The organism is Aurantivibrio infirmus (assembly GCF_054767315.1).
Genome location: NZ_BAAFSK010000003.1, coordinates 124,015 through 146,101 on the forward strand (window position 1 = coordinate 124,015; position 22,087 = coordinate 146,101).

The 22,087-nt window shown below is 43.7% G+C and carries 18 protein-coding genes; 8 read left to right on the top strand and 10 right to left on the bottom strand.

Features of this window, described 5'->3' with window-relative positions:
* Positions 1-4 precede the first annotated feature (4 nt).
* The 7 genes from ACYUCY_RS07355 to ACYUCY_RS07385 all read right to left on the bottom strand — a co-directional run bounded on the left by ACYUCY_RS07355 (position 5) and on the right by ACYUCY_RS07385 (position 11,423).
* Positions 5-3,244 (bottom strand): non-ribosomal peptide synthetase, encoded by a 3,240-nt coding sequence (locus ACYUCY_RS07355; RefSeq protein ID WP_460225821.1) that lies wholly within the window; start codon positions 3,242-3,244, stop codon positions 5-7.
* A gap of 630 nt (positions 3,245-3,874) precedes the next feature.
* Positions 3,875-5,269: a siroheme synthase CysG gene (gene cysG, locus ACYUCY_RS07360; protein ID WP_460225822.1), complete on the bottom strand. Its 1,395-nt coding sequence runs from the start codon at positions 5,267-5,269 to the stop codon at positions 3,875-3,877.
* 6 nt (positions 5,270-5,275) lie between these two features.
* Complete coding sequence (gene serS / locus ACYUCY_RS07365) at positions 5,276-6,556, bottom strand: serine--tRNA ligase (RefSeq protein WP_460225823.1); 1,281 nt, start codon at positions 6,554-6,556, stop codon at positions 5,276-5,278.
* A gap of 16 nt (positions 6,557-6,572) precedes the next feature.
* A complete protein-coding gene (gene crcB, locus ACYUCY_RS07370) occupies positions 6,573-6,947 on the bottom strand; it encodes a fluoride efflux transporter CrcB (RefSeq protein ID WP_460225824.1) in 375 nt (124 codons plus the stop codon).
* 8 nt (positions 6,948-6,955) lie between these two features.
* Positions 6,956-8,308, bottom strand: coding sequence for a replication-associated recombination protein A (locus tag ACYUCY_RS07375; protein ID WP_460225825.1), 1,353 nt, complete (start codon positions 8,306-8,308; stop codon positions 6,956-6,958).
* 2 nt (positions 8,309-8,310) lie between these two features.
* Complete coding sequence (gene lolA, locus ACYUCY_RS07380) at positions 8,311-9,006, bottom strand: outer membrane lipoprotein chaperone LolA (protein ID WP_460225826.1); 696 nt, start codon at positions 9,004-9,006, stop codon at positions 8,311-8,313.
* Positions 9,007-9,089: 83 nt separating this feature from the next.
* Positions 9,090-11,423, bottom strand: coding sequence for a DNA translocase FtsK (locus ACYUCY_RS07385; RefSeq protein WP_460225827.1), 2,334 nt, complete (start codon positions 11,421-11,423; stop codon positions 9,090-9,092).
* A 336-nt stretch (positions 11,424-11,759) separates the two neighbouring features.
* Between ACYUCY_RS07385 and trxB the strand changes: the two genes are divergently transcribed.
* The 4 genes from trxB to infA all read left to right on the top strand — a co-directional run bounded on the left by trxB (position 11,760) and on the right by infA (position 14,566).
* On the top strand, positions 11,760-12,707 hold the full coding sequence (gene trxB / locus ACYUCY_RS07390) for a thioredoxin-disulfide reductase (RefSeq protein ID WP_460225828.1): 948 nt from the start codon (positions 11,760-11,762) through the stop codon (positions 12,705-12,707).
* Positions 12,708-12,755: 48 nt separating this feature from the next.
* Positions 12,756-13,472 carry a leucyl/phenylalanyl-tRNA--protein transferase gene (gene aat / locus ACYUCY_RS07395; RefSeq protein ID WP_460225829.1) on the top strand — a complete coding sequence of 239 codons (717 nt, stop codon included), beginning with the start codon at positions 12,756-12,758 and terminating at the stop codon, positions 13,470-13,472.
* 17 nt (positions 13,473-13,489) lie between these two features.
* The gene (locus ACYUCY_RS07400; RefSeq protein ID WP_460225830.1) at positions 13,490-14,197 is read left to right on the top strand and encodes an arginyltransferase; all 708 of its coding nucleotides are present in this window, start codon (positions 13,490-13,492) and stop codon (positions 14,195-14,197) included.
* 150 nt (positions 14,198-14,347) lie between these two features.
* Positions 14,348-14,566 (top strand): translation initiation factor IF-1, encoded by a 219-nt coding sequence (gene infA / locus ACYUCY_RS07405; RefSeq protein ID WP_460225831.1) that lies wholly within the window; start codon positions 14,348-14,350, stop codon positions 14,564-14,566.
* 7 nt (positions 14,567-14,573) lie between these two features.
* On the opposite strand, the gene clpA is transcribed toward infA, so the two are convergent.
* Both clpA and clpS read right to left on the bottom strand, forming a co-directional pair.
* Positions 14,574-16,871 carry an ATP-dependent Clp protease ATP-binding subunit ClpA gene (gene clpA, locus ACYUCY_RS07410; protein WP_460225832.1) on the bottom strand — a complete coding sequence of 766 codons (2,298 nt, stop codon included), beginning with the start codon at positions 16,869-16,871 and terminating at the stop codon, positions 14,574-14,576.
* A gap of 32 nt (positions 16,872-16,903) precedes the next feature.
* The gene (gene clpS / locus ACYUCY_RS07415; RefSeq protein ID WP_460225833.1) at positions 16,904-17,284 is read right to left on the bottom strand and encodes an ATP-dependent Clp protease adapter ClpS; all 381 of its coding nucleotides are present in this window, start codon (positions 17,282-17,284) and stop codon (positions 16,904-16,906) included.
* A 384-nt stretch (positions 17,285-17,668) separates the two neighbouring features.
* Between clpS and ACYUCY_RS07420 the strand changes: the two genes are divergently transcribed.
* Entirely contained in the window at positions 17,669-17,938 is a 270-nt protein-coding gene (locus ACYUCY_RS07420) for a cold-shock protein (RefSeq protein ID WP_460225834.1), read from the top strand.
* A gap of 169 nt (positions 17,939-18,107) precedes the next feature.
* Here the strand turns inward: ACYUCY_RS07420 and icd are convergent, their stop codons facing one another.
* Complete coding sequence (gene icd / locus ACYUCY_RS07425; RefSeq protein WP_460225835.1) at positions 18,108-19,361, bottom strand: NADP-dependent isocitrate dehydrogenase; 1,254 nt, start codon at positions 19,359-19,361, stop codon at positions 18,108-18,110.
* 389 nt (positions 19,362-19,750) lie between these two features.
* Between icd and ACYUCY_RS07430 the strand changes: the two genes are divergently transcribed.
* From ACYUCY_RS07430 to mnmA, 3 genes are all read left to right on the top strand, one after another.
* Positions 19,751-20,305 (top strand): pseudouridine synthase, encoded by a 555-nt coding sequence (locus ACYUCY_RS07430; RefSeq protein WP_460225836.1) that lies wholly within the window; start codon positions 19,751-19,753, stop codon positions 20,303-20,305.
* A gap of 157 nt (positions 20,306-20,462) precedes the next feature.
* Positions 20,463-20,918, top strand: coding sequence for an NUDIX hydrolase (locus ACYUCY_RS07435; protein ID WP_460225837.1), 456 nt, complete (start codon positions 20,463-20,465; stop codon positions 20,916-20,918).
* 17 nt (positions 20,919-20,935) lie between these two features.
* Positions 20,936-22,081 carry a tRNA 2-thiouridine(34) synthase MnmA gene (gene mnmA / locus ACYUCY_RS07440; protein ID WP_460225838.1) on the top strand — a complete coding sequence of 382 codons (1,146 nt, stop codon included), beginning with the start codon at positions 20,936-20,938 and terminating at the stop codon, positions 22,079-22,081.
* Positions 22,082-22,087 lie beyond the last annotated feature (6 nt).

The window sequence follows — 22,087 nt, forward strand, 5'->3', positions numbered from 1 at the left end:
TACTTTAGCCTCTATGTTTGCGTCTGCGTTTCTTAAGCGCTGCTTTCTGTTTGTCTGCACGCTCCAGAATTGAATCTGTACTAGAATTTCCTGGCGCTTGTCCTTCAATAAATGTTGCTAGATCAATAATGGTGGGGAATTGAAACAAGCGAGGGATACTGATATTAGTCCCCATTTTAGTTTTTATTTCTCGATGTATTTTTAACATGTGGATTGAGTTTCCTCCGAGATCAAAAAAATTATCTCGAATACCTAGCTCATTAAGCCCTAGCACTTTCTTCCAGGCGTCCACCAATTGTTTCTCCACCTCTGACTTCGGCGCGACAAATTCCTGGGTGATTTGCGGCCGATCACTTTCGGGAACCGGCAACAATTTTCTATCAACCTTACCGCTTATGGTTAATGGAAACTCGTCCAATATCACGAACAATGCGGGGATCATATGTAGCGGCAACTTCGACTTGAGATGATCGCGAAATTCTTTAACAGAAGGTTGTGATGTTAGATTCTGGTGCAGACTTAAATATGCGACCAAATTTTGAATACCCGGCTCATCCTCTCGTACCAAAACAACCACCTGTTTAATACTTTCATGAGTTTCTAGCGCTAGCTCAATTTCACCCAGCTCGATTCTCATTCCGCGAAGCTTAACTTGATGATCTATTCTTCCGTGATATTCGAAAGCCCCATCCTCTCTTCGACTACCTAGATCTCCGGTTTTATATATACGTGCGTTTTTATCCTTATTATAAGGATCAGAGATAAAACATTGTTTGGTGAGTTGTTCACGATTTAAATACCCTTTCGCTACTTGCACGCCGCCAATATACAGCTCGCCGACTTGTCCTTGGGGAACAGGTCTTAAATACTTGTCGAGCACGTAAAGATAGGTGTTCGCTACCTCGTGACCTATCGGAACAATCACGGTGCTATTTTCTCGAGTACATTGCCAATAAGTAACATCTACAGCCGCTTCGGTTGGTCCATATAAATTATGCAGAGACGCGGACATTTTGGAGAAAAAACGCTGGCATATATCCGGCATCAATGCCTCACCACTACAAATGACATTCCGCACTGAACGACAGCGGCTATCCAAACGTTCTTCATCTAAAAACAATCGCAGCATCGAGGGTACAAAATGTAACATGGTGATATTCTCACGCTCGATCACATCGGCGAGATAAGCACCATCTTTATGTCCATCGGGCTTTGTTAAAACCAATGTCGCTCCACTAATAAGCGGAAGAAAAAATTCCCAGACAGAAACATCGAAACTGTAGGGCGTTTTCTGCAAAATAATATCCGCTTCGCCCACTTGGTATTCTTCTCGCATCCAAATCAATCGATTTACAATGCCGCGATGGCTATTCATAACCCCTTTCGGCCGACCCGTCGAGCCAGAGGTATACAATACGTAGGCTAAATCGTCAGGGCTAACAGCGACTCTCGGATTTGAACTGACTACAGGGGAATTAAGGTCATCAACACTAATAATTTTTGCGTTGCAGAATTGCAACTTTTCTTTTAGTTGAGATTGGGTTAAAACGATTTTTGCGTTCGCGTCGCTTATCGTAAAATCTAAACGGTCATGTGGGTAATCTGGGTCAAGAGGAACGTACGCGCCCCCCGCTTTGACAATGGCTAACAAACTCACCATGAGCTCGATAGATCGTTCGCAACAAACTCCAATTAAATCACCGGTCACTACGCCATGGTCAATCAGTACCTGCGCTAAGCCATTAACTTTTTGATTAAACTCCGAGAAACTCAGCGACTCTTCTTCAAACCGCAACGCTGTCTTATCGGAGAATTCGTCAACCACACTTTCGAATAGCGTGGTAATGGTAGAATTGCCTTCAGCGTAAACTTGTTTTGATTTGTCAATCGTTGCAGTCGTTAAATCACCAACCTGTTCTAAACTCAAATAATCAACCTGGCAGGCTTTCCGTTCAAACTGGGCAGGAAAATTAATCAGCAATTGAATATAGTTAGCTAGTAATTCTTTGATTTTTTCTTGGCCATATTTTTTACGATCAAACTCTAGCCGTATCGAAAACTCTTCACCACCATAGGCAATTACAGCTAAAGGAAAATTAGTTTGTCCGCGATATTGAAACTCCCTCTGTTGCCAAACTCCGCCCAATTCTTGCATTCGATGATTCAAGGTGTTGTTGTCAAAAACGAATAGCGTCTCGAACATCAATTCGTTTTTAATTTTCGCTGACCTACGAATCTCTTGTAAGGGTGTAAACTCAAACTCTCTCAGCAATATATGTTTATCTCTTACTTGTTGTAACAACTCGCGCAAACTAAGCTGATCATCAACATCAACACGAAATGGTATCGTATTAATAAGCAAACCCAATATATCTTCAGAACCCTCGAGCCCCCCGTGCCTACAAGCTCTGGTTGAACCAAATACAATTTCATTTTCACGCGTATAGTGATGAAGGATCAAACCCCATGCAGTTTGCAATAAGGTATTTTCAGTGAAGCCGAATTCTTGAGCGAATGCCTTTAGTTGTTTTGTATCTTGAGCAGAAATATTCAGCTCTTCAAAGCCGTACCTCGTATCATGTTGTGCGTCGTTAGCTATTTCTAAATTGAGCTTGCTGCCAAGATCGACACCTTGCAATTCTTTGGACCAAAACTCCAACTCCTTGTTTTTATCTCTTCCCTCAAGCCAATGGATATAGTCGGAGAACGGCGTTCGCTCAGGAAAGGATAAATCTAAATTATTTTCTAAACTCTCATAGGCAGAAAATAGCTCGTTGAGCAGTAGTGGAAACGATCTTCCATCTAACAAAATATGATGAAAAGTCCAGATGCAATAGAAAGTATTATTGGGTGCAAGAATGAAAGTAAGGCGCATTAATGGCGCTTTCGCCAAGTTAAAATCTATTAGCCTATCTTGCTCCAGAAACTCGTTGAGCTTGTCTGAGAATTCACGCTCATCACACAAGCTCCAATCAAGTTCGTTTTTCGGGATTCGCACTTGACTTTGAATTCGCTGCTGATGCTCTTCTTGAGATTCCCAATTGAAAGCTGTTCGCAAAATGTCGCGATGCTCAATTAATGACTCCCATGCCCTCAAGAAAATATCTTTGTTTAATTGATGAGAAATTTTTATTGATATTTGCTCAATATCAACTCCCTCGCCTCCTTGAGATAACTGATGGAATAACATTCCTTCTTGCAAGGGAGTCAGCCCAAAATGCTCAGTCGTTCCGGCATCAATCATAATTTGTCTAATCTCTTAATTTAGTTATCCGTTACTGCTTCGAGATGCTGCTATACGCTAATTCGCCACAGCCGCAAAACTTAGCCCAAAAATATAGCGGCCTTACAGTTATGTTAATGTAAGCCGAAAGATCCTTGGGCAGTGCTAAACCGCCTTACAACGAGGAGCTGAGGTTTTAGAGCAATTTCACTACCGGCATGCATAAACGATGTGAATCACAACTTTCAATCATTAAATGAAGTAATAATAAAGGTGTTATGCGTGGTCTAAAAATTCCCATAGATATCCGGAAGCTTTGCTAGGACGAAATACCAAAAATACGATATTTGTCAGAGATTTAGTCTAAGCCATTGACAGTAATTGATTTTTTACAAGATTGTTTTGTGAAGAGACAGCTTCAGCGCGAAGATAAACAGGAAAATTTGAAGCAATTGTACACCACAATATGACGACAAATCGACATATGGTCACCTCGCCGCAGCGAGCTTGCCGCTTATTTTTTAACCAGCCCCGGCAAATACTAGATAGCTGAAGCAATGTTCTGGAGAAATAGAAAACATACATCAGTCAAAAAAATGGTTTTTTAGGAGGGAGGTTTTTGAACTAATTCCGCGGTCAAAATACTGGGTGTTACTTTCTAAACCAACTCAGTTTTTCGTGTAAACGCACAACATCACCGATAACAAGTAAGGTGGGCGCGTGGACATCCTTTCCTTTTATTGATGATGCTAATTGAGCTATCGTACTTGTAAAAACTCGTTGTTCAGTTGTTGTTCCTTTTTCTATTAGTGCCGCAGGAGTGTCGGGGCTTCGACCTTGTTCGATTAATCCCTGACAAATTTCCGGCAACCCTATCAAGCCCATATAAAAAACCAAGGTTGTCGTTGGATCGAGCATGTCTTTGAAATTGATATTACTTTTATCAGTTTTTAAATGGCCGGTAATAAAGCGTACTGACTGCGCGTAATCTCTGTGCGTTAGGGGAATACCAGAATAGCTCGCGCACCCAGAAGCCGCAGTGATACCTGGAACAACTTGAAATGGAATTTTGCGTTCTGATAAAAGCTCAATCTCTTCGCCGCCGCGACCAAAAATAAACGGGTCGCCGCCTTTTAAACGAAGAACTCGTTTACCTTGTTCCGCCAAATCAGCCAACAAATTATTGATTTCTAGTTGAGGAACGGCGTGATCGCTACGGCGCTTGCCGACATAAATTTTATCTGCGTCTTTTCTCACTAAGTCCATCACGCCAGGTGACACTAAACGATCGTAAAGACATACATCGCACTGTTGCATTAAACGCAATGCCCGAAAAGTTAATAAATCGGGATCTCCAGGGCCAGCGCCAACCAAATACACTTCACCTACAGCGCTTTTATTTTCTGTAGATTCGGATTCATCTTTTATAATTTTCTGAATCAACTTCTCGGCGTCGGAAATATTACCACTCAACGCAAGCTCGGCGGGGACGCCTTGAAAAACATTTTCCCAAAAACGCCGGCGGTCTCGCATCGAGATGAAACGACGTTTAACTTGATCACGAAATTTTCCCGCCAGTTGCGCAAGCTTCCCATAGTTTGCGGGAACGAGAGTTTCAATTTTCGCCCTCAACTGTCTCGCCAAAACAGGTGCTTCACCGCTGCTACTAATTGCAATCACTAAAGGATCGCGATCAATAACAGCGGGCATCACGAAATTACTCAACTTGGGATTATCGACGACATTCACTAAACAGTTAGTTGCCAGACCAATCGCCGACACCTGTTGATTGACTTCTTCGTCATCAGTCGCTGCAATAACTAATCGGTAACCATTAACATCTGAATCTTGAAAAGCACGCAGGGTTTGTTTGCCGCCAGACTGCTCGACGATATTTTGTAGTTCAGGTATGAGCTTTACAGCAACAACATCGACAATAGCTTGGGATCGAATCAAAGATTGCGCTTTTCGCAACGCGATATCACCACCACCAACGATCAAACAACGTTGATTTTTGACATCAAAAAATAAAGGTAAGTATTCCAAAGGAAGCTAGCCTTTCTTGATCAATTCAAGACCACCCATGTAGGAACGCAGCGCTTCAGGAACAATAACTGAACCATCTTCCTGTTGATAATTTTCTAAAATTGCAACGAGTGTTCTTCCAATCGCTAAGCCTGAGCCGTTTAATGTGTGTAGAAACTCTGGTTTTCCAGCGTCATTTCGAAAACGCGCTTTCATCCGTCGCGCTTGAAAATCTCTAAAGTTCGAGCACGAAGATATCTCGCGATACTTATCCTGCGAAGGGAGCCACACTTCTAAATCGTAGGTTCGCGCAGAAGAAAAACTTAAATCGCCACCACATAGGGTAACCACACGATACGGCAACTCTAAAAGTTGAAGTATTGTTTCTGCATCCGCCGTGAGTTTTTCTAAAGCCGTGTCACTTTGCTCAGGCTTTACAAATTGCACCAACTCAACTTTTTCGAACTGATGCTGGCGAATCATGCCTCGCGTATCACGACCGTAACTGCCCGCTTCGCTCCGAAAACAAGGAGAATGGCAAACAAATTTCATCGGCAAATTATCAATATCATCTACAATTTCGTCCCGTAAAATATTGGTTACGGGCGCTTCAGCCGTGGGGATTAAATATAACTCACGGTCATCGCGAAGCTTAAACAAATCTGCTTCGAATTTTGGTAGCTGACCCACGCCATACATAGTGTCTTTATTGACTATATAGGGGACATAAATTTCTCGATAACCGTGTTGTTCGATGTGAACATCTAACATGAATTGAATTAATGCTCTATGCAGCTTAGCAACTTGATGTTGCATCACGACAAAGCGTGATCCCGCCAATTTAGTACCCAACTCAAAATCCATCTGGCCGAGTGACAAACCAAGATCAACATGGTCTTGAACCTGAAAGGAAAATTGTTTAGGTTCTCCCCAGCGGCGAATTTCAACATTATCGTCTTCCGTTTTACCTTTAGGTACATCATCAGCGGGAATGTTGGGCACACTGTCTAATAATGATTCGAGCTGACTTTGAACATCCGCCAGCTCCGATTCTGCTTTCGTTAAATCGCTTTTTAAATTTTCGACCTCTTTCAACAAAGGTGCGATATCTTGCCCGCTGGCTTTCGCTTTACCAATACCTTTTGATTTTTCATTGCGTTGTTGCTGTAAGCTTTCCGCATTAACTTGAAGAATTTTTCGTTGCTCTTCTAAGCCCTCTATTTTTTCTACATCTAAAACAAAATGCTTAACGGCAAGTTTCTGCGCAACTTCTTGCGGATGAGTTCTGACTAATTTTGGATCTAACATGAATTTTCTCTAAAGACTAAACTATACGATGAGTAATGAATATTGAAATAAGTACAGCGGCTAAACAACCGAACAAACTTAACAACGAATACAAAATCGCTGTTGCGGAATGTCCGAATTGCCATAACTGAATGGCTTCGAGTGAAAAAGCAGAATAAGTTGTAAATGCACCTAAAAAACCGGTCATTAATAAGAACCGCCAATACTCGCTGACTAAAGCCTTCTCCACAATGAGTACATAGCAGACGCCCATTAAAAATGAACCGAGTATATTGACGCTCAAGGTACCAAAGGGAAAGCGACTTGGCGTTACGGGAAATAAATGTGCAACGACTGAATAGCGGCCCATAGCCCCTAGCGCCCCACCCAATGCTATCGCCAACCAATGCATTTGTTACCTTATCTCGAGTTCTTTTGTTTATCTCGCTCGCGCAACTGTGCAAGCTTTTCTTTAATTTTAATTTCTAAACCCCGATCAACGGGAAAGTAATATTGTTGATCGCCCATATCGTCAGGAAAATATTGCTCCCCCGCCGCATAACCGTCTTGTTCATCATGGGCGTAACGGTAATCTTTCCCATAATCCAAATCTTTCATCAATTTGGTTGGCGCATTGCGTAAATGCAAGGGAACATCATAGCTTGGGGTTTGTTTGACCTCGGCCGTCACCCGATTGAGCGCATTGTAAACGGCATTACTTTTCGGCGCCACGGCCAAATAAACCACTGCTTGTGCAATTGCCAACTCCCCTTCTGGGCTACCCAAGCGTTCTTGTACTTCCCACGCATTCAAGGCAAGCTGCAGCCCCCTCGGATCAGCATTGCCGATATCCTCACTGGCCATACGCACTACGCGGCGAGCAACATATAGGGGGTCGCAGCCGCCATCAATCATACGAGCAAACCAATACAGCGCAGCATCGGGCGAAGAGCCTCGAACTGATTTATGTAATGCTGAAATCTGATCGTAGAAATACTCACCGCCTTTGTCAAAACGTCGAACATTGCCCCCTAAAGCTTCTTCTACTGCAGCATCACTTATCTGCCATTGCCCCGCTACCTCTTCAGCTAAGTCGGTGACCACTTCCAATAGATTCAATGCGGTTCGAGCGTCGCCATCAGCCGCAGTAGCTAACAAGGCAAGCTGATCTTGAGTTAAGTTAATCTTCTTATTTGCTAAACCACTTTTTTCACTGTGTAGAGTAAACTCCAACAAATTCTTTATTGCGTCCGCATTTAAACTTCTTAAGGTATAAACTCGGCAACGAGATAACAAAGCGTTATTTAATTCAAAGGATGGGTTTTCTGTGGTTGCACCGATAAAAATTACGGTACCATCTTCAACGTAAGGCAAAAATGCATCTTGCTGGGCCTTGTTAAATCGATGTACTTCATCAACGAACAATATCGTCTTTCGCCCGCTTGCAGCTCTTTCTTGTTTCGCCAACGCCACCGCTTCTCGAATATCTTTTACACCAGCCAATACCGCTGAAAGCGTTTCAAAACGAGCATCAGTTTTATTCGAAATAATTTTTGCTAAAGTAGTTTTACCAACACCCGGCGGGCCCCAGAAAATCATCGAGTGTAGTATGTTTTTATCGATTGATTCTTTTAATGGTTTACCGCTAGCAAGTAAGTGTTCTTGGCCAACAAATTCTTCAAGTGTAAGGGGCCGCATTTTTGCGGCGAGGGGCTGATAGGCAGTTTCTGGAGGAAATAAATTACCTTCGCTATTGATACTTTTCAAAGACATTATTAGTTATCTACCAAAACGTCCGTACCCTCAGGAGGCGTGAAAAAAAACTCCGAATCCTCAATTATAGGATTCAATTGTAAATCTGAAAATCGAATTGTGGTTGTCTCACCTAAAGAGCTAAACATTTTTATTTCTGAAACTTGCTTATTTTTAAAACTTAACTCCATCCACTCATAAACACGGTTTTCATTTAAAGGAACAAGATGAAATATGGAAACATCTTCTTTTTTCGACTGGACTGAATTTTCTGCCCGACGGGAAACACGAAATGTATCAGCGATTTTCTTTTCATCACCACTAACCAATAAGGTCGGCAACTCTAACGATTGAGAATCTACCTTTTTGATCGATACCGTCTCTAGCTCAGGATCGTATTGCCAAATATTGTCCTGGTTAATAACGGTTAATTGTTCGAAGGGCTCGGTGATGTGAGATTTAAACAAACCGGGCCGCTTAGCCTTTAACTGCCCAAGATCTTCTTGTAAAACCTCACCTTCTTCATCCGTTGTCACCTGAGTAAAGCTCGCCTGCATTGAGCTCATGGTTTTCAACAAGAGATTCAATTCTTTAATCGCCGTATCGCCGTCTGCGCTTACACCACCACTAACTACCAACACAATGAAAAAGACCAGCACGCTGTGAACTTTCTTTAAGTGGCTGTTTATACCGTGGCGGTTCATTAGGTGGCGGTTCATTAACAATACTCGAATATTAGAATTGAAGAAGGTTTTTCATAAAGGAGTTCGACTGCAACTCTTTTAAAAAGTTTGCTAGCGTTTTAACGCTTAGGGGGTGGTGGCGCAAGAACTTCACGGTTTCCGTTAGAACTCATTTCTGTAACTATCCCCGCAATTTCCATCGCTTCGATAAGACGTGCCGCTCGGTTGTAACCAATCCGTAATTTACGCTGCACCGAAGAAATCGACGCGCGTCGGGATTCGGTAACGAACATAACCGCCTCATCATATAAAGCATCTGATTCACTATCGCCGCTGTCTTCGGACTCACTAGCAATGCCAGGAACCGGAATACTATTGTTACTTTCATCGACAATTCCATCGATGTAATTTGGCTCACCTCGGCGCGCCCAATCCGCTACGACACGATGCACCTCTGCATCATCGACAAAGGCGCCATGAACCCTCACCGGCACGCTTGTTCCAGGAGGCAAATACAACATATCACCGTGACCCAACAATTGTTCTGCCCCGCCCTGATCCAAGATAGTTCTCGAATCCACTTTAGAAGAAACTTGAAACGCGATACGTGTCGGCACATTAGCTTTAATAAGACCGGTAATAACATCAACCGACGGCCTTTGTGTCGCGAGAATTAAATGGATACCCGCAGCGCGAGCCTTTTGTGCAATTCGCGCGATAAGTTGCTCTACTTTTTTACCAACAATCATCATCATGTCGGCAAATTCGTCGATCACAACAACAACGGCGGGTAAGGTTTCTAATTCCGGCGCGCTAGCTTGCTCTTCACCTGCAACAAAGTGATCTTCTGGTACCCATAGTGGATCAAGAATCGGTTTCCCAGCGGCAATTGCATCTTCAATCTTGCGATTAAAACCGGCTAGGTTTCTCACTCCCATTGCCGCCATTAATTTATAACGCCTTTCCATTTCCCCAACACACCAACGCAAGCCATTCGCGGCATCTTTCATGTCGGTAATAACGGGTGTCAACAAATGCGGAATACCTTCGTAGACAGAAAGCTCTAACATTTTGGGATCGACTAAAATCAACCGAACATCTTTTGGCGTCGACTTATAAAGCAAACTCAATAGCATCACGTTAATGCCAACGGACTTTCCTGAGCCCGTCGTACCCGCAACTAATAGATGTGGCATTTTTGCCAAATCCGCTGTCACCGGTTGACCAGAAATATCATGCCCCAAGGCCAAAGTGATTGGTGATTTGGCCGCTTCATAGTGTCGTGACGCTAAGACTTCACTTAACCTGACCATCTCGCGATGCTCATTAGGAATCTCAATCCCGACGACAGACTTTCCTGGAATCACCTCAACTACGCGTACACTAATAACCGCCAAAGAACGCGCTAGATCTTTTGCAAGATTAGTAATCCGTGAAACTTTAACACCTGCCGCTGGTTGAATTTCAAATCGGGTGACGACGGGGCCAGGTAAAACAGATACCACCTCGGCAACAATTCCAAAATCTTTCAGTTTTAATTCAAGTAAGCGCGACATCGCTTCCAACGATTCTTTGGAGTAGCCACGATCGTCATGGGTATCTGGCGCATCCAACAAACCGATTTTAGGCAGCTCACCTGTTACCGGTGTTTCAAACAAAGAGCCTTGCTTTTCTTTCTGGGCGCGTAAACTAGGCTGGGGCTTTTTGGGAGTTTCTGTAATTGTTGGCGCAATTCGTTTCGCTTCTTTTTTAACCTGCTTCTCAACAACGGTCCAACGCTCTTTTTGCGCTTGCTGCACTTGCCGCTTTTCAGAAAAATCCAAATAAAGGCGACGAATTTTATTGACTGCAAAACCCCAGGACTTAATTGAAAAGCGACCAATTACATCCATTAATGCAAACCATGACAGATCCGTAAATATCGTCATCCCAAACAAAAATACTGCGGTTAGCATCAAAGTGCCGCCAACAAAACTAAAGGCTCGCTCTACGGCCCCCGCTATCTCAGCACCCAAAATACCGCCATAGGAGAAAGGCAATATAGGTGCTTCGAGTCCATATTGCAGCGTTGCCAAGCCGGTTCCTGCTACCATAACTAAGCACAAGCCCACTGATCGCAATCCCAGTAGCACCCAATCAACCGAGCTCGCTGCATCTCGATGCTTAAAAACCCGCCAAGCTTGGTAAGCAAGCATGAAAGGGAACAAATAAGATAGGTAGCCAAATAAGGAAAAAAATACGTCCGCAATCCAAGCGCCAGCCGGCCCTGCAATATTAGCAACACCATCTCCAGACCCGGTACTCGACCAACCTGGATCTTCCGGCGAATAGCTCAACAAGGCTAATAGGAGATAAATACAAACTGCCGCAAAAGCGATCAACATACCTTCTTTTATACGAAAGCTATGGACGCTAGGGCTATCTGCTGTTTGAACGGAAGTATTTGATTTCACGGTAACCAATTATTGTGTTTTAGTTAGTCAAGATGACCCATTTATAAGTAGCGCTATTGTAAAGGACAAGGAACAATTTACTAGACACCAACTCACACTTATCCTGCTTGATAAATGCCCACTAACCGAGTGTTTCCGCACTCATGGCGCATTGTTAGGATCTACTTCCCTCTATCAGCCCATTGTTATGTGTATAAATTTTATCAAGGGGTCGTTTTAAATTTAGAAAATCAATCATGAAAATTAGCCTTAACAATTAGCGCTGCCCCGCTTGTTATAGTCTAATGCTGCCCAAACTTTATATTGACCGCCTCGTAAAACGAATAGGAACTCGACATGACCGATAGCAAACATCACCGTTTAATCATCCTAGGCTCTGGGCCCGCTGGATATACCGCTGCTATTTATGCTGCTCGGGCGAATCTCAATCCTGTCGTCATCACAGGTATGCAGCAAGGTGGGCAGTTAACAACCACTACAGAGGTGGAAAACTGGCCTGGTGGTATTGCTGAACTTCAGGGGCCGGATCTAATGGTGCAGATGCAGCAACACGCCGAGCGCTTCGACACTCAGATCATTTTCGATCACATTGAAAAGTGTGATCTTTCAAAGCGCCCTTTTACTCTTACCGGAAGTGACACCTATACCTGCGACGCTCTGATTATCACCACCGGCGCTTCTGCCCAATATCTAGGGCTTCCTTCCGAGGGAGCTTACATGGGTCGTGGAGTCAGTGCATGCGCAACATGTGACGGATTTTTCTATAGAAATCAAAAAGTTGTTGTCATCGGCGGTGGTAACACTGCCCTCGAAGAAGCCTTATATCTCTCCAACATCGCCAGTGAAGTCCTTATGGTTCATCGACGCGATGAATTTCGCGGCGAGAAGATCTTGCGGGACAGAGTTAAAGCAAAAGCTGAAAATGGCAACATTACTATCGCGTGGAACCATACCTTAGACGAAGTCCTTGGTGATGAAGCGGGTGTTACTGGTGTTCGCCTGAAGCATGCACAAACTGGGGAAACTACAGATCACGATACACAAGGCGTGTTCGTTGCTATCGGACATAAACCAAATACCGATATTTTTGCCGATCAAGTTGATATGAAAGGCGGCTACATTGTGGTCAAGGGCGGTCTTGAGGGCAACGCAACGTCAACTAGTATCGATGGAGTCTATGCCGCAGGTGATGTCGCCGACCACATTTACCGACAAGCCATCACGTCAGCAGGCTCAGGCTGTATGGCAGCGCTTGACGCTGAAAAATTCCTTGATAATCAATAAATAACTAACATTTTATAAAGTGAAATCTTAACTTGAGAATACTCTCTTGTGGATAAGATCCCATGGTTAGCGCCCGATAACCTCGAATTCCCACCCATCGAGCAAGCCTGGACGGAACCCAACGGCTTGCTCGCTGTTGGGGGTGACCTTTCTCCCCAGCGATTAATCAAAGCTTATCAATCAGGCATCTTTCCCTGGTACGAAGCAGGCCAACCTATTCTTTGGTGGTCCCCTGACCCACGAATAGTGTTGAGGCCTGAAGAGGTACATATTTCAAAAAGCCTGGAAAAAACGCTACGCAAGAAGCGCTACCGTATTACTGCTGACACGGCCTTTCGCCAAGTTATGAGGCACTGCGCGGAACCCAGAGCCGGCCAAAGAGGCACATGGATAACGGACGATATGATTAGCGCCTATTCACAGCTTCACGAATTAGGCCACGCCCACTCCATTGAAGCCTGGGAGAATGGGAGCTTGTGCGGCGGGCTTTACGGCGTTGCTTTGGGGAAATTGTTTTTCGGCGAATCTATGTTCACGAAACAAACGGATGCGTCAAAAGTTGCGTTTGCAACCTTAGCGTCAAAGTTAGCGAGTTGGGGGTTTCAGCTGATTGATTGCCAGGTAGAAACTGCACACTTAAACTCCCTGGGTGCTCGTCAGATGTCTCGTGAGGATTTTAGCAATATTGTTCGAAACTACGGTGTAACCGCTCTCGGTGATAAACGTGTGGGTTCTTGGCGTGACATCTGGCTCCAAGACCTATAGGACATACAAGGTTAAGAATGACTGACCTTTTGAATATCAGACTTCTAGCAACCCATCCCCATCGTTGTAGCTATCTACCCGATCAAGAAGCAACTACCGTCTTCGTTGATCCAAACCAGGCAATGTCTGGCGGACTATATGCACATTTATCAGCACTTGGGTTTCGCCGCAGCGGTAATCATGTTTATCGCCCTCAATGTGCCAACTGCCAAGCTTGCATCCCTGCACGCATTCCGGTGCAGCTGTTTAAACCGAGTCGGCAGCAAAAACGATGCATGAAGCGAAACGCAGAAATAGAGTTGCTTGAAGTGGACACTATCGACACAGAAGAGCATTACAGGCTATACGAAACATATATTTCGGAACGTCATCGAGATGGAGATATGTACCCCGCATCAATAGAGCAGTTTAGGGGCTTCTTGACGAAGGAGTGGGACATTAGTCATTACTTTGAGCTTCGCCTAAACGGAGCCCTGGCAGGAGTTTTTGTGTCAGATCAGCTTACGGATGCACTCTCAGCTGTGTATACCTATTTCGACCCTGCTTTAGCCAGTAGAAGCCTTGGGACCTTGGCGATTTTGCTGCAAATCGAGAGGGCAAAAAAGATGAATCTGCGCCACCTCTATCTCGGCTATTGGATAAAAAACAGCCCGAAAATGAATTATAAATACCACTTTAGGCCACTGGAATTACTGCTTCCCCAGGGCTGGACCCTATTGAATTGACGACAGGTTTCCCCGCTACATACCGAGTAAATCTATCGTCTAGGCCAAGTAATTGGATTAGTTGTTGGAACAAGGCAGAATTTAAGGCACAATCTGCCGCTTTTCGCGATCAGAGACATCGCGGATTCATAAGTCTGGAGAGTAGCTTTAATGCCGAAAGAAGAGCATATCGAACTGGAAGGTGAGGTCATTGAGACCCTACCAAACACCACCTTCCGCGTTAAATTAGAAAATGGTCACGTTGTAAACGCGCACATTTCTGGAAAAATGCGTAAAAACTACATTCGCATTTTGACAGGTGACAAAGTCAAAGTTGAGATGACGCCTTACGACTTAAGCAAAGGGCGCATAACCTATCGCGCCCGCTAGTAAGGAATTAAGCTTTCGCTTTTGAGGGGGTTCGAGGCGAAGTCGCTACCATATCAATCGACAGCTCCCCGTCCTTAACGGTGACATTAACTTCACCACCGTTATTTGAAAGCTCACCGAACAAGACCGCTTCAGCCAATGGCTTCTTCAATGAATCTTGAATCAACCGAGCCATTGGTCGAGCACCCATCTTTTCGTCATAACCTCGCTCCGCCAACCACTCATGGGCCAACTCATCAACATTGAGATGAACATGTTTGTCATCGAGTTGAGACTGCAACTCAACCAAGAATTTATCGACAACAGTTTTTATCACGTCTTTCGGTAATGATCCAAATTGAATGATGGCGTCGAGTCGATTCCGAAATTCTGGCGTAAATACTTTACTAATCGCTTCCATTCCATCGGTGGAATGATCTTGCTCAGTAAAACCGATTGAACGGCGGCTAATCATTTCTGCGCCCGCGTTAGTCGTCATTATTAACACAACGTTACGGAAATCAGCTTTACGTCCATTGTTGTCGGTCAAGGTGCCGTGATCCATCACTTGCAACAGAATGTTAAAAACTTCTGGATGGGCTTTTTCAATTTCATCCAAAAGTACAACACAATGAGGGTGCTGCGTAACCTGCTCCGTTAATAAACCACCTTGATCAAAACCAACATAACCAGGAGGCGCACCAATTAAGCGTGAAACGGTATGACGCTCCATGTATTCAGACATATCAAAGCGTATCAACTCAACGCCCATTGCTTTGCCCAATTGCTTACACAGTTCCGTTTTACCAACGCCCGTAGGACCCGCGAATAAAAACGAACCGATTGGCTTTTGCAAAGATCCTAAACCGGCACGACTTAACTTGATTGCGGACGTTAACACGTCGATGGCTTTGTCCTGACCAAACACCGTCATTTTTAAAGTCTTATCCAACTTCTCTAACAATTCTTTATCATTGGACGAAACATTCTTCGGAGGAATACGCGCGATCTTCGCAACAACATTCTCGACATCAGGAACGCCAATTAATTTTTTTCGCTTGTTCTTTGGTAGCAACTGTTGATACGCGCCCGCTTCGTCAATAACGTCAATCGCCTTGTCCGGTAAAAAACGATCATTGATGTAACGCGCAGACAGATCGGCAGCCGCTCGCAATGCAGTATCGGTGTAACGAAGGTTGTGATGTTTTTCGAAACGGTTTTTTAAACCACGAAGAATTTGATAAGCCTCATCTGCTGATGGTTCATTAACATCAACTTTCTGGAAGCGTCGCGACAAGGCGCGGTCTTTCTCGAACACACCTCGATATTCTTGGAACGTTGTAGAACCAATGCAACGCAAATCGCCAGACGTTAACAAAGGCTTGAGTAAATTTGACGCATCCATAACACCACCCGATGCCGCACCGGCACCAATAATGGTATGAATCTCATCAATAAACAAAACTGAGTTATCTTGTTTCTTTAACTGTGCAAGCAAGCCTTTAAAACGTTTTTCGAAATCTCCACGGTATTTAGTACCCGCAAGCAACGACCCAAGATCTAAAGAATAAACCACACTGCTAGCGAGAACGTCAGGCACATCGCCCTCAACTATTCGTTTTGCTAAGCCTTCAGCAATTGCTGTTTTACCAACACCAGCTTCTCCTACTAGGAGAGGATTATTCTTTCGACGTCGAGAAAGTATTTGGCACACACGCTCTACTTCGTGGGCCCTTCCAACTAAAGGATCAATGCGGCCTTGCATCGCCTCTTCATTTAAATTCGTTGCATAAGAATCCAAAGGGTTTTGGCTTTGATTTTCGCCCGTTTGTAAGCCTTCGTCTTCATGTTGTTCTGAACCATGCTCGATACTGCCACTGGAATGACCGGCAACTTTCGGTATGCCGTGAGTAATAAAATTAACCACGTCGATGCGAGCAATACTTTGTTGCTTTAAATAAAATACCGCTTGGCTTTCTTGCTCACTGAATATTGCCACTAAAACGTTTGCACCCGTCACTTCGTTTTTGCCTGACGACTGAACATGAAAAACGGCGCGCTGTAACACTCGCTGAAAACCTAGCGTTGGCTGTGTTTCTCTTTCTTTTTCGCTTTCGGGGATTAACGGCGTCGTTGAGTCAACAAATTCGATTAGCTCTGTACGCAAGTGTCCTAAATCCGCACCACAGGCTCGCAGAACATGCGCAGCTGATTCGTTATCGATCAATGCTAATAACAAATGCTCTACAGTCATGAATTCATGCCGCTTAGAACGCGCGCCTTTAAAGGCAACATTTAACGTAACTTCCAAATCCTTGCTTAACATCTCTCAAACCTCAACTAAATTTCTCTAAGCGATCACTCATCCTCTTCACCCGATGCCTCTATTTCACACAATAACGGGTGTTCGTTTTCCTTTGCATAATGATTAACTTGCACTGCCTTTGTTTCAGCAATATCCCTTGTATAAATTCCGCACACTGCCTTACCTTCAGTATGGACTTGGAGCATCGTTCTCGTCGCTTGTTCACGACTCATAGCGAAAAACATTTCGAGAACTTCTACCACGAACTCCATCGGCGTGTAGTCGTCATTAAGCATAACAACTTTGTATAAGGGCGGCCGTTTTAAACGCGGTTTTTCCTCCTGAACGGCGAGATCTCCGTCCCCATCGAAATCAGGCAAGCCCGGCTCGTCGTCTTTATTTAATCTTAGATTACTATTCAGAATTTTACCCATCGATATTCAATACATTTTTTGATCTGTTGAAGTTGAGTTATATGGCGTCAAGTGTACCTTAATTCAATGCATGGGTTACCTGCCAACAGCCCCTTCAAGCCTTTCCCTGAAAAACTTGACAATGAGTAACGAGTTAGTTAAAAGATGACCAGCTAACCAACTATTAGGAATTGCTACAAAGACAAGGTTTTTAGTTCGTAATAGTTATAAAAGGTTTGATTTGATAGAACAAGGAAACCCAGGCTCTTCACAAATGAAATAAAAGATCTTAAGAGCTAGCAATAAAACTAAATTAGTTAAACAAATCGCTATAGAAGAGTGCTTGCCAAAAATCTGAGCACCTTTCGTTAGTCGCAACACAGACATCTTAGAAGGACTTGAGCTATGCCCACCGGTACAGTCAAATGGTTTAATAGCCCAAAGGGGTTTGGATTTATCTTACCCGACCAAGGGGCTGAGGACTTATTCGTTCATTATGATTCAATACAAATGGACGGATACAAGAGGTTAAAAGCTGGCCAGCGAGTTAACTTTGATATCGTTAAAGGCCCGAAAGGTTTCAATGCCGTTAATGTGACCGCACCTGACGAGCATGAAAACCTCTCTCAGCAAGAGGTAGCTGAGCCACAGGGAGAACTTGAGGAGTTAAGCTAAGCCCAGGGCAGCTATAGAAGCGATCTACCCAGCCCAAGCGTTAAAATCACCCAAAAAAGTTCAAAAAACTTCACCGAACCACTCTTCAGGAAATACATTAAAAAACCCATATAACCTATTAGATTATATGGGTTTTTATTGTTAAATCGCCTGAAAAATCAAGCCTGTATTACATATGTTCGACGATCGCCTCACCAAAGGCGGAGCAACTTAACAAAGTCGCATCATCCATCAATCGCTCAAAATCGTAGGTCACTGTTTTCGCACCAATTGCACCTTCAGTTCCTTTGATGATCAAATCAGCCGCTTCGTTCCAACCCAAATGTCTGAGCATCATCTCTGATGACAAAATCAATGAGCCTGGGTTTACCTTATCTTGCCCTGCATATTTTGGCGCTGTTCCGTGAGTTGCTTCGAACAAAGCCACAGAGTCCGAAATATTAGCGCCTGGAGCAATACCAATTCCGCCTACCTGAGCCGCCAAAGCGTCCGATAGATAATCGCCATTCAAATTTAATGTAGCGATCACACTGTATTCTTCTGGTCGCAATAAGATTTGCTGCAACATCGCATCAGCAATCACGTCTTTGATGATGATCTCTTTACCAGTTTTTGGATTTTTAATGGTTTGCCAAGGCCCGCCATCAATCTCTTTACCGCCAAATTCTTCAGCGGCCAATTCATAACCCCAATCTCTGAAACCACCTTCGGTGAATTTCATGATATTGCCTTTGTGAACCAAAGTGACTGAAGGCAAATCCTGGTCTATTGCGTACTGAATGGCTTTACGCGTTAAACGCTTAGTGCCTTCCGCAGAGACTGGTTTAACACCAATACCACAATGTTCTGGAAAACGAATTTTAGTTACACCCATTTCCTCTTTGAAGAATTTGATAACTTTTTCTGCTTCTGGGCTATCAGCTTGCCACTCGATACCCGCATAAATATCTTCAGAGTTTTCTCGGAAGATAACCATATCGACCTTGTTCGGCTCTTTTACAGGAGAAGGTACACCAGTGAACCAACGAACGGGTCGCTGGCAGACATAAAGATCCATTTCCTGGCGTAAGGCAACGTTTAATGATCTAAAGCCACCGCCAACTGGAGTAGTCAATGGGCCTTTGATACCGACGACATATTCTTTGATAGCATCAAGCGTCTCTTCTGGGAACCAATCACCATCATACTTATCAGCCGCCTTTTCACCGCAGAAGACTTCCATCCACTCTATCGCTTTCTCTCCGCCGTAGGCTTTTTTAACTGCAGCATCAGTAACTCTGATCATTACAGGGGTAATATCGACACCAATGCCATCGCCTTCGATAAAGGGAATGATGGGATTATTCGGAACACTTATAGAAGCGTCGGAATTGAGTGTGATTTTCTCGCCTTTCGAAGGGACCTGGATATGTTTATACCCCATTTTTATCTCCGTAATATTTAGTAGCTTGAATAGAAAGAGGTAGGTGGAATCTAATTTTCTATTTCACGAATTCGATTAAGATTCGCAAAAAAACAGACCAAATTCACCCATCGCGTTCGCCGGTGCAAAGAAATGAATGACACACCAAAGAAAAACGATTATTCGCGAGACCCAACCAATGCACCCCAGCGAAGCGGCGGGATTGTACCATTTTTATAAAGTTCTTTGCATCGCCAAACACATTATTAATAGTTATGAATGATTAATTTCCAGTTAAATCATCACTTCGTTGCCAACTATATAGATTAAAAATTTGCTACCATCTCGCGACCCTGGCTGCGCACCAAGCTAGCGCACTGTTTCCTAGCATAACGTTGGATGGCGGCGAAATGAACAATGTGATTTTATTTAACAAACCATTCGGAACACTCTGTCAATTTTCAGCTCACGAAAAACACCCAACGCTTGCCGAGTTCATAGATGCACCAAACTTTTACCCCGCAGGTCGACTCGACAGGGATTCGGAAGGACTTATGTTGCTCACCAATGATGGCAAACTCCAACATAGAATTAGCCACCCAAAACATAAACTCGCCAAACACTATTGGGTTCAGGTCGAAGGAGAAGTGAATCAGGCTGCAATAAACCTGCTGACCAACGGAGTGGAGCTTAATGATGGACTTACTTTGCCAGCAACAGTGAAAGCCATTCAAGCTCCGGTGATTTGGGATCGAGACCCACCGATAAGAAAGCGCCAGAATATCCCAACAAGCTGGCTTGAGATCATTATTCGCGAAGGTAGAAACCGACAAGTAAGACGGATGACCGCTGCCGTCGGCTTTCCTACGCTCAGACTAATACGCTTCCGAATCGGCTCATGGACACTGGACCAACTTGCGCCTGGGGAGCACAGTTACACAAGTATCAGTCTGCCGACATTATAATTTGGCATGTTATAATCCCGCACCACCCGAAAAGCGGTAATCCCAAGCGCCTAAATATAGTGATCGCTGGACAATTTCAAACTTAAACTCGACATAGTACAAATCGATAAAGCTCTGCATGGTTTTATCTATCAATGATATACAAGCAAAAATACTTATGGTTTGGTTTCCACATGTTACCGTCGCAGCCGTCATCAAAGTTGATGATAAATTTTTAATGGTAAAAGAAAAAAATGAAAACGGTGAAGCTGTTTACAACCAACCTGCAGGGCATGTTGAAGAAAATGAAAGTTTGATCGATGCGATGATTCGCGAAGTACTTGAAGAAACCCGATGGCAAGTAAAGCCCCTCGCGGTTTTAAGTTTTAAAATGTATAAATCACCAGCCAACAACATTACTTACTTGCGTACCAATTTTATCGCAGAAGCTATTCTACACAATGAGAACTTACTACTCGACGATGATATAGACGAGGTCTGCTGGTTAAGCGCAGAAGAAATTAAAACGAAAAACCTCAGAAGCCCATTGGTGTGGCAAGCAATTGAAGAATATGAAAGTGGAATACGTTACCCTTTGGAAATACTCGATAATAGTAAGCAACTCAAAAAATAATTGATTAAACATTTAACATGAAAGAAAACTCAAAAAAACGCGTCATTGTCGGCCTTTCAGGAGGAGTAGATTCCTCTGTCGCAGCGTTATTGTTAAAAGAGCAAGGCTATCAAGTTGAAGGCTTGTTCATGAAGAACTGGAACGAAGACGACGGCACGGAATACTGTACCGCTCGTGAAGACCTACTTGATGCAATGCAAATTGCGCAGCAACTTGATATCGAATTTCACAGCATAAATTTCTCTTCCGATTACTGGGATCGGGTTTTCGAACATTTTCTAAAAGAATACCAAGCCGGCCGAACTCCCAACCCTGATATTTTATGTAATCGTGAAATCAAATTTAAAGCCTTCCTTGATCACGCTAAAAAACTCGGCGCAGATTACATAGCCACCGGACATTATGTACGCCGACAAACAAGCGGAACCAAAACTCAATTGTTAAAAGGTTGCGACAATAACAAGGATCAAAGTTATTTTCTTCACGCGATTACCGAAGAGGCAATTTCGAACTCATTATTTCCGGTCGGTGAATTAGAAAAACCGGAAGTTCGAAAAATTGCCGAACAACATGGGCTCGTAACCAAACACAAAAAAGATAGCACGGGGATTTGTTTTATAGGCGAGCGTAAATTTAAGGATTTCTTACAGCGTTATCTACCCGCTCAACCTGGAGCAATTGAAAATTTAGAAGGGGAAGTCATCGGCCAACATGACGGCTTAATGTATCACACAATTGGGCAGCGCCAAGGCTTGGGAATTGGCGGAGTAAAAAATGCTAACGAAGCACCATGGTATGTCGTCGAAAAAAATCTCGCTAGGAATGTTCTTTTGGTTGCGCAGGGAGACAAACACCCTGCTCTATATAAAACATCGCTAAAAGCGCAAGATTGTAGCTGGATTAATGGCTTGCCCGATCACTCAGAAAAAGAAAACGCCTATCTGTGCAAAGCAAAAATTCGTTATCGCCAAGAAGATCAGAATTGCCGAATAACCTTTACAGCATCGAACACATCGAACAAAACAATCACGGTTGATTTCGACGCACCACAACGCGCCGTCACCCCCGGCCAATCCATTGTGTTTTATCAGGACGATATATGCCTTGGTGGAGCAATTATCGAATATGGATACAACGACGGAGCTGTTCGACAGCTCGCGTAGAAACCG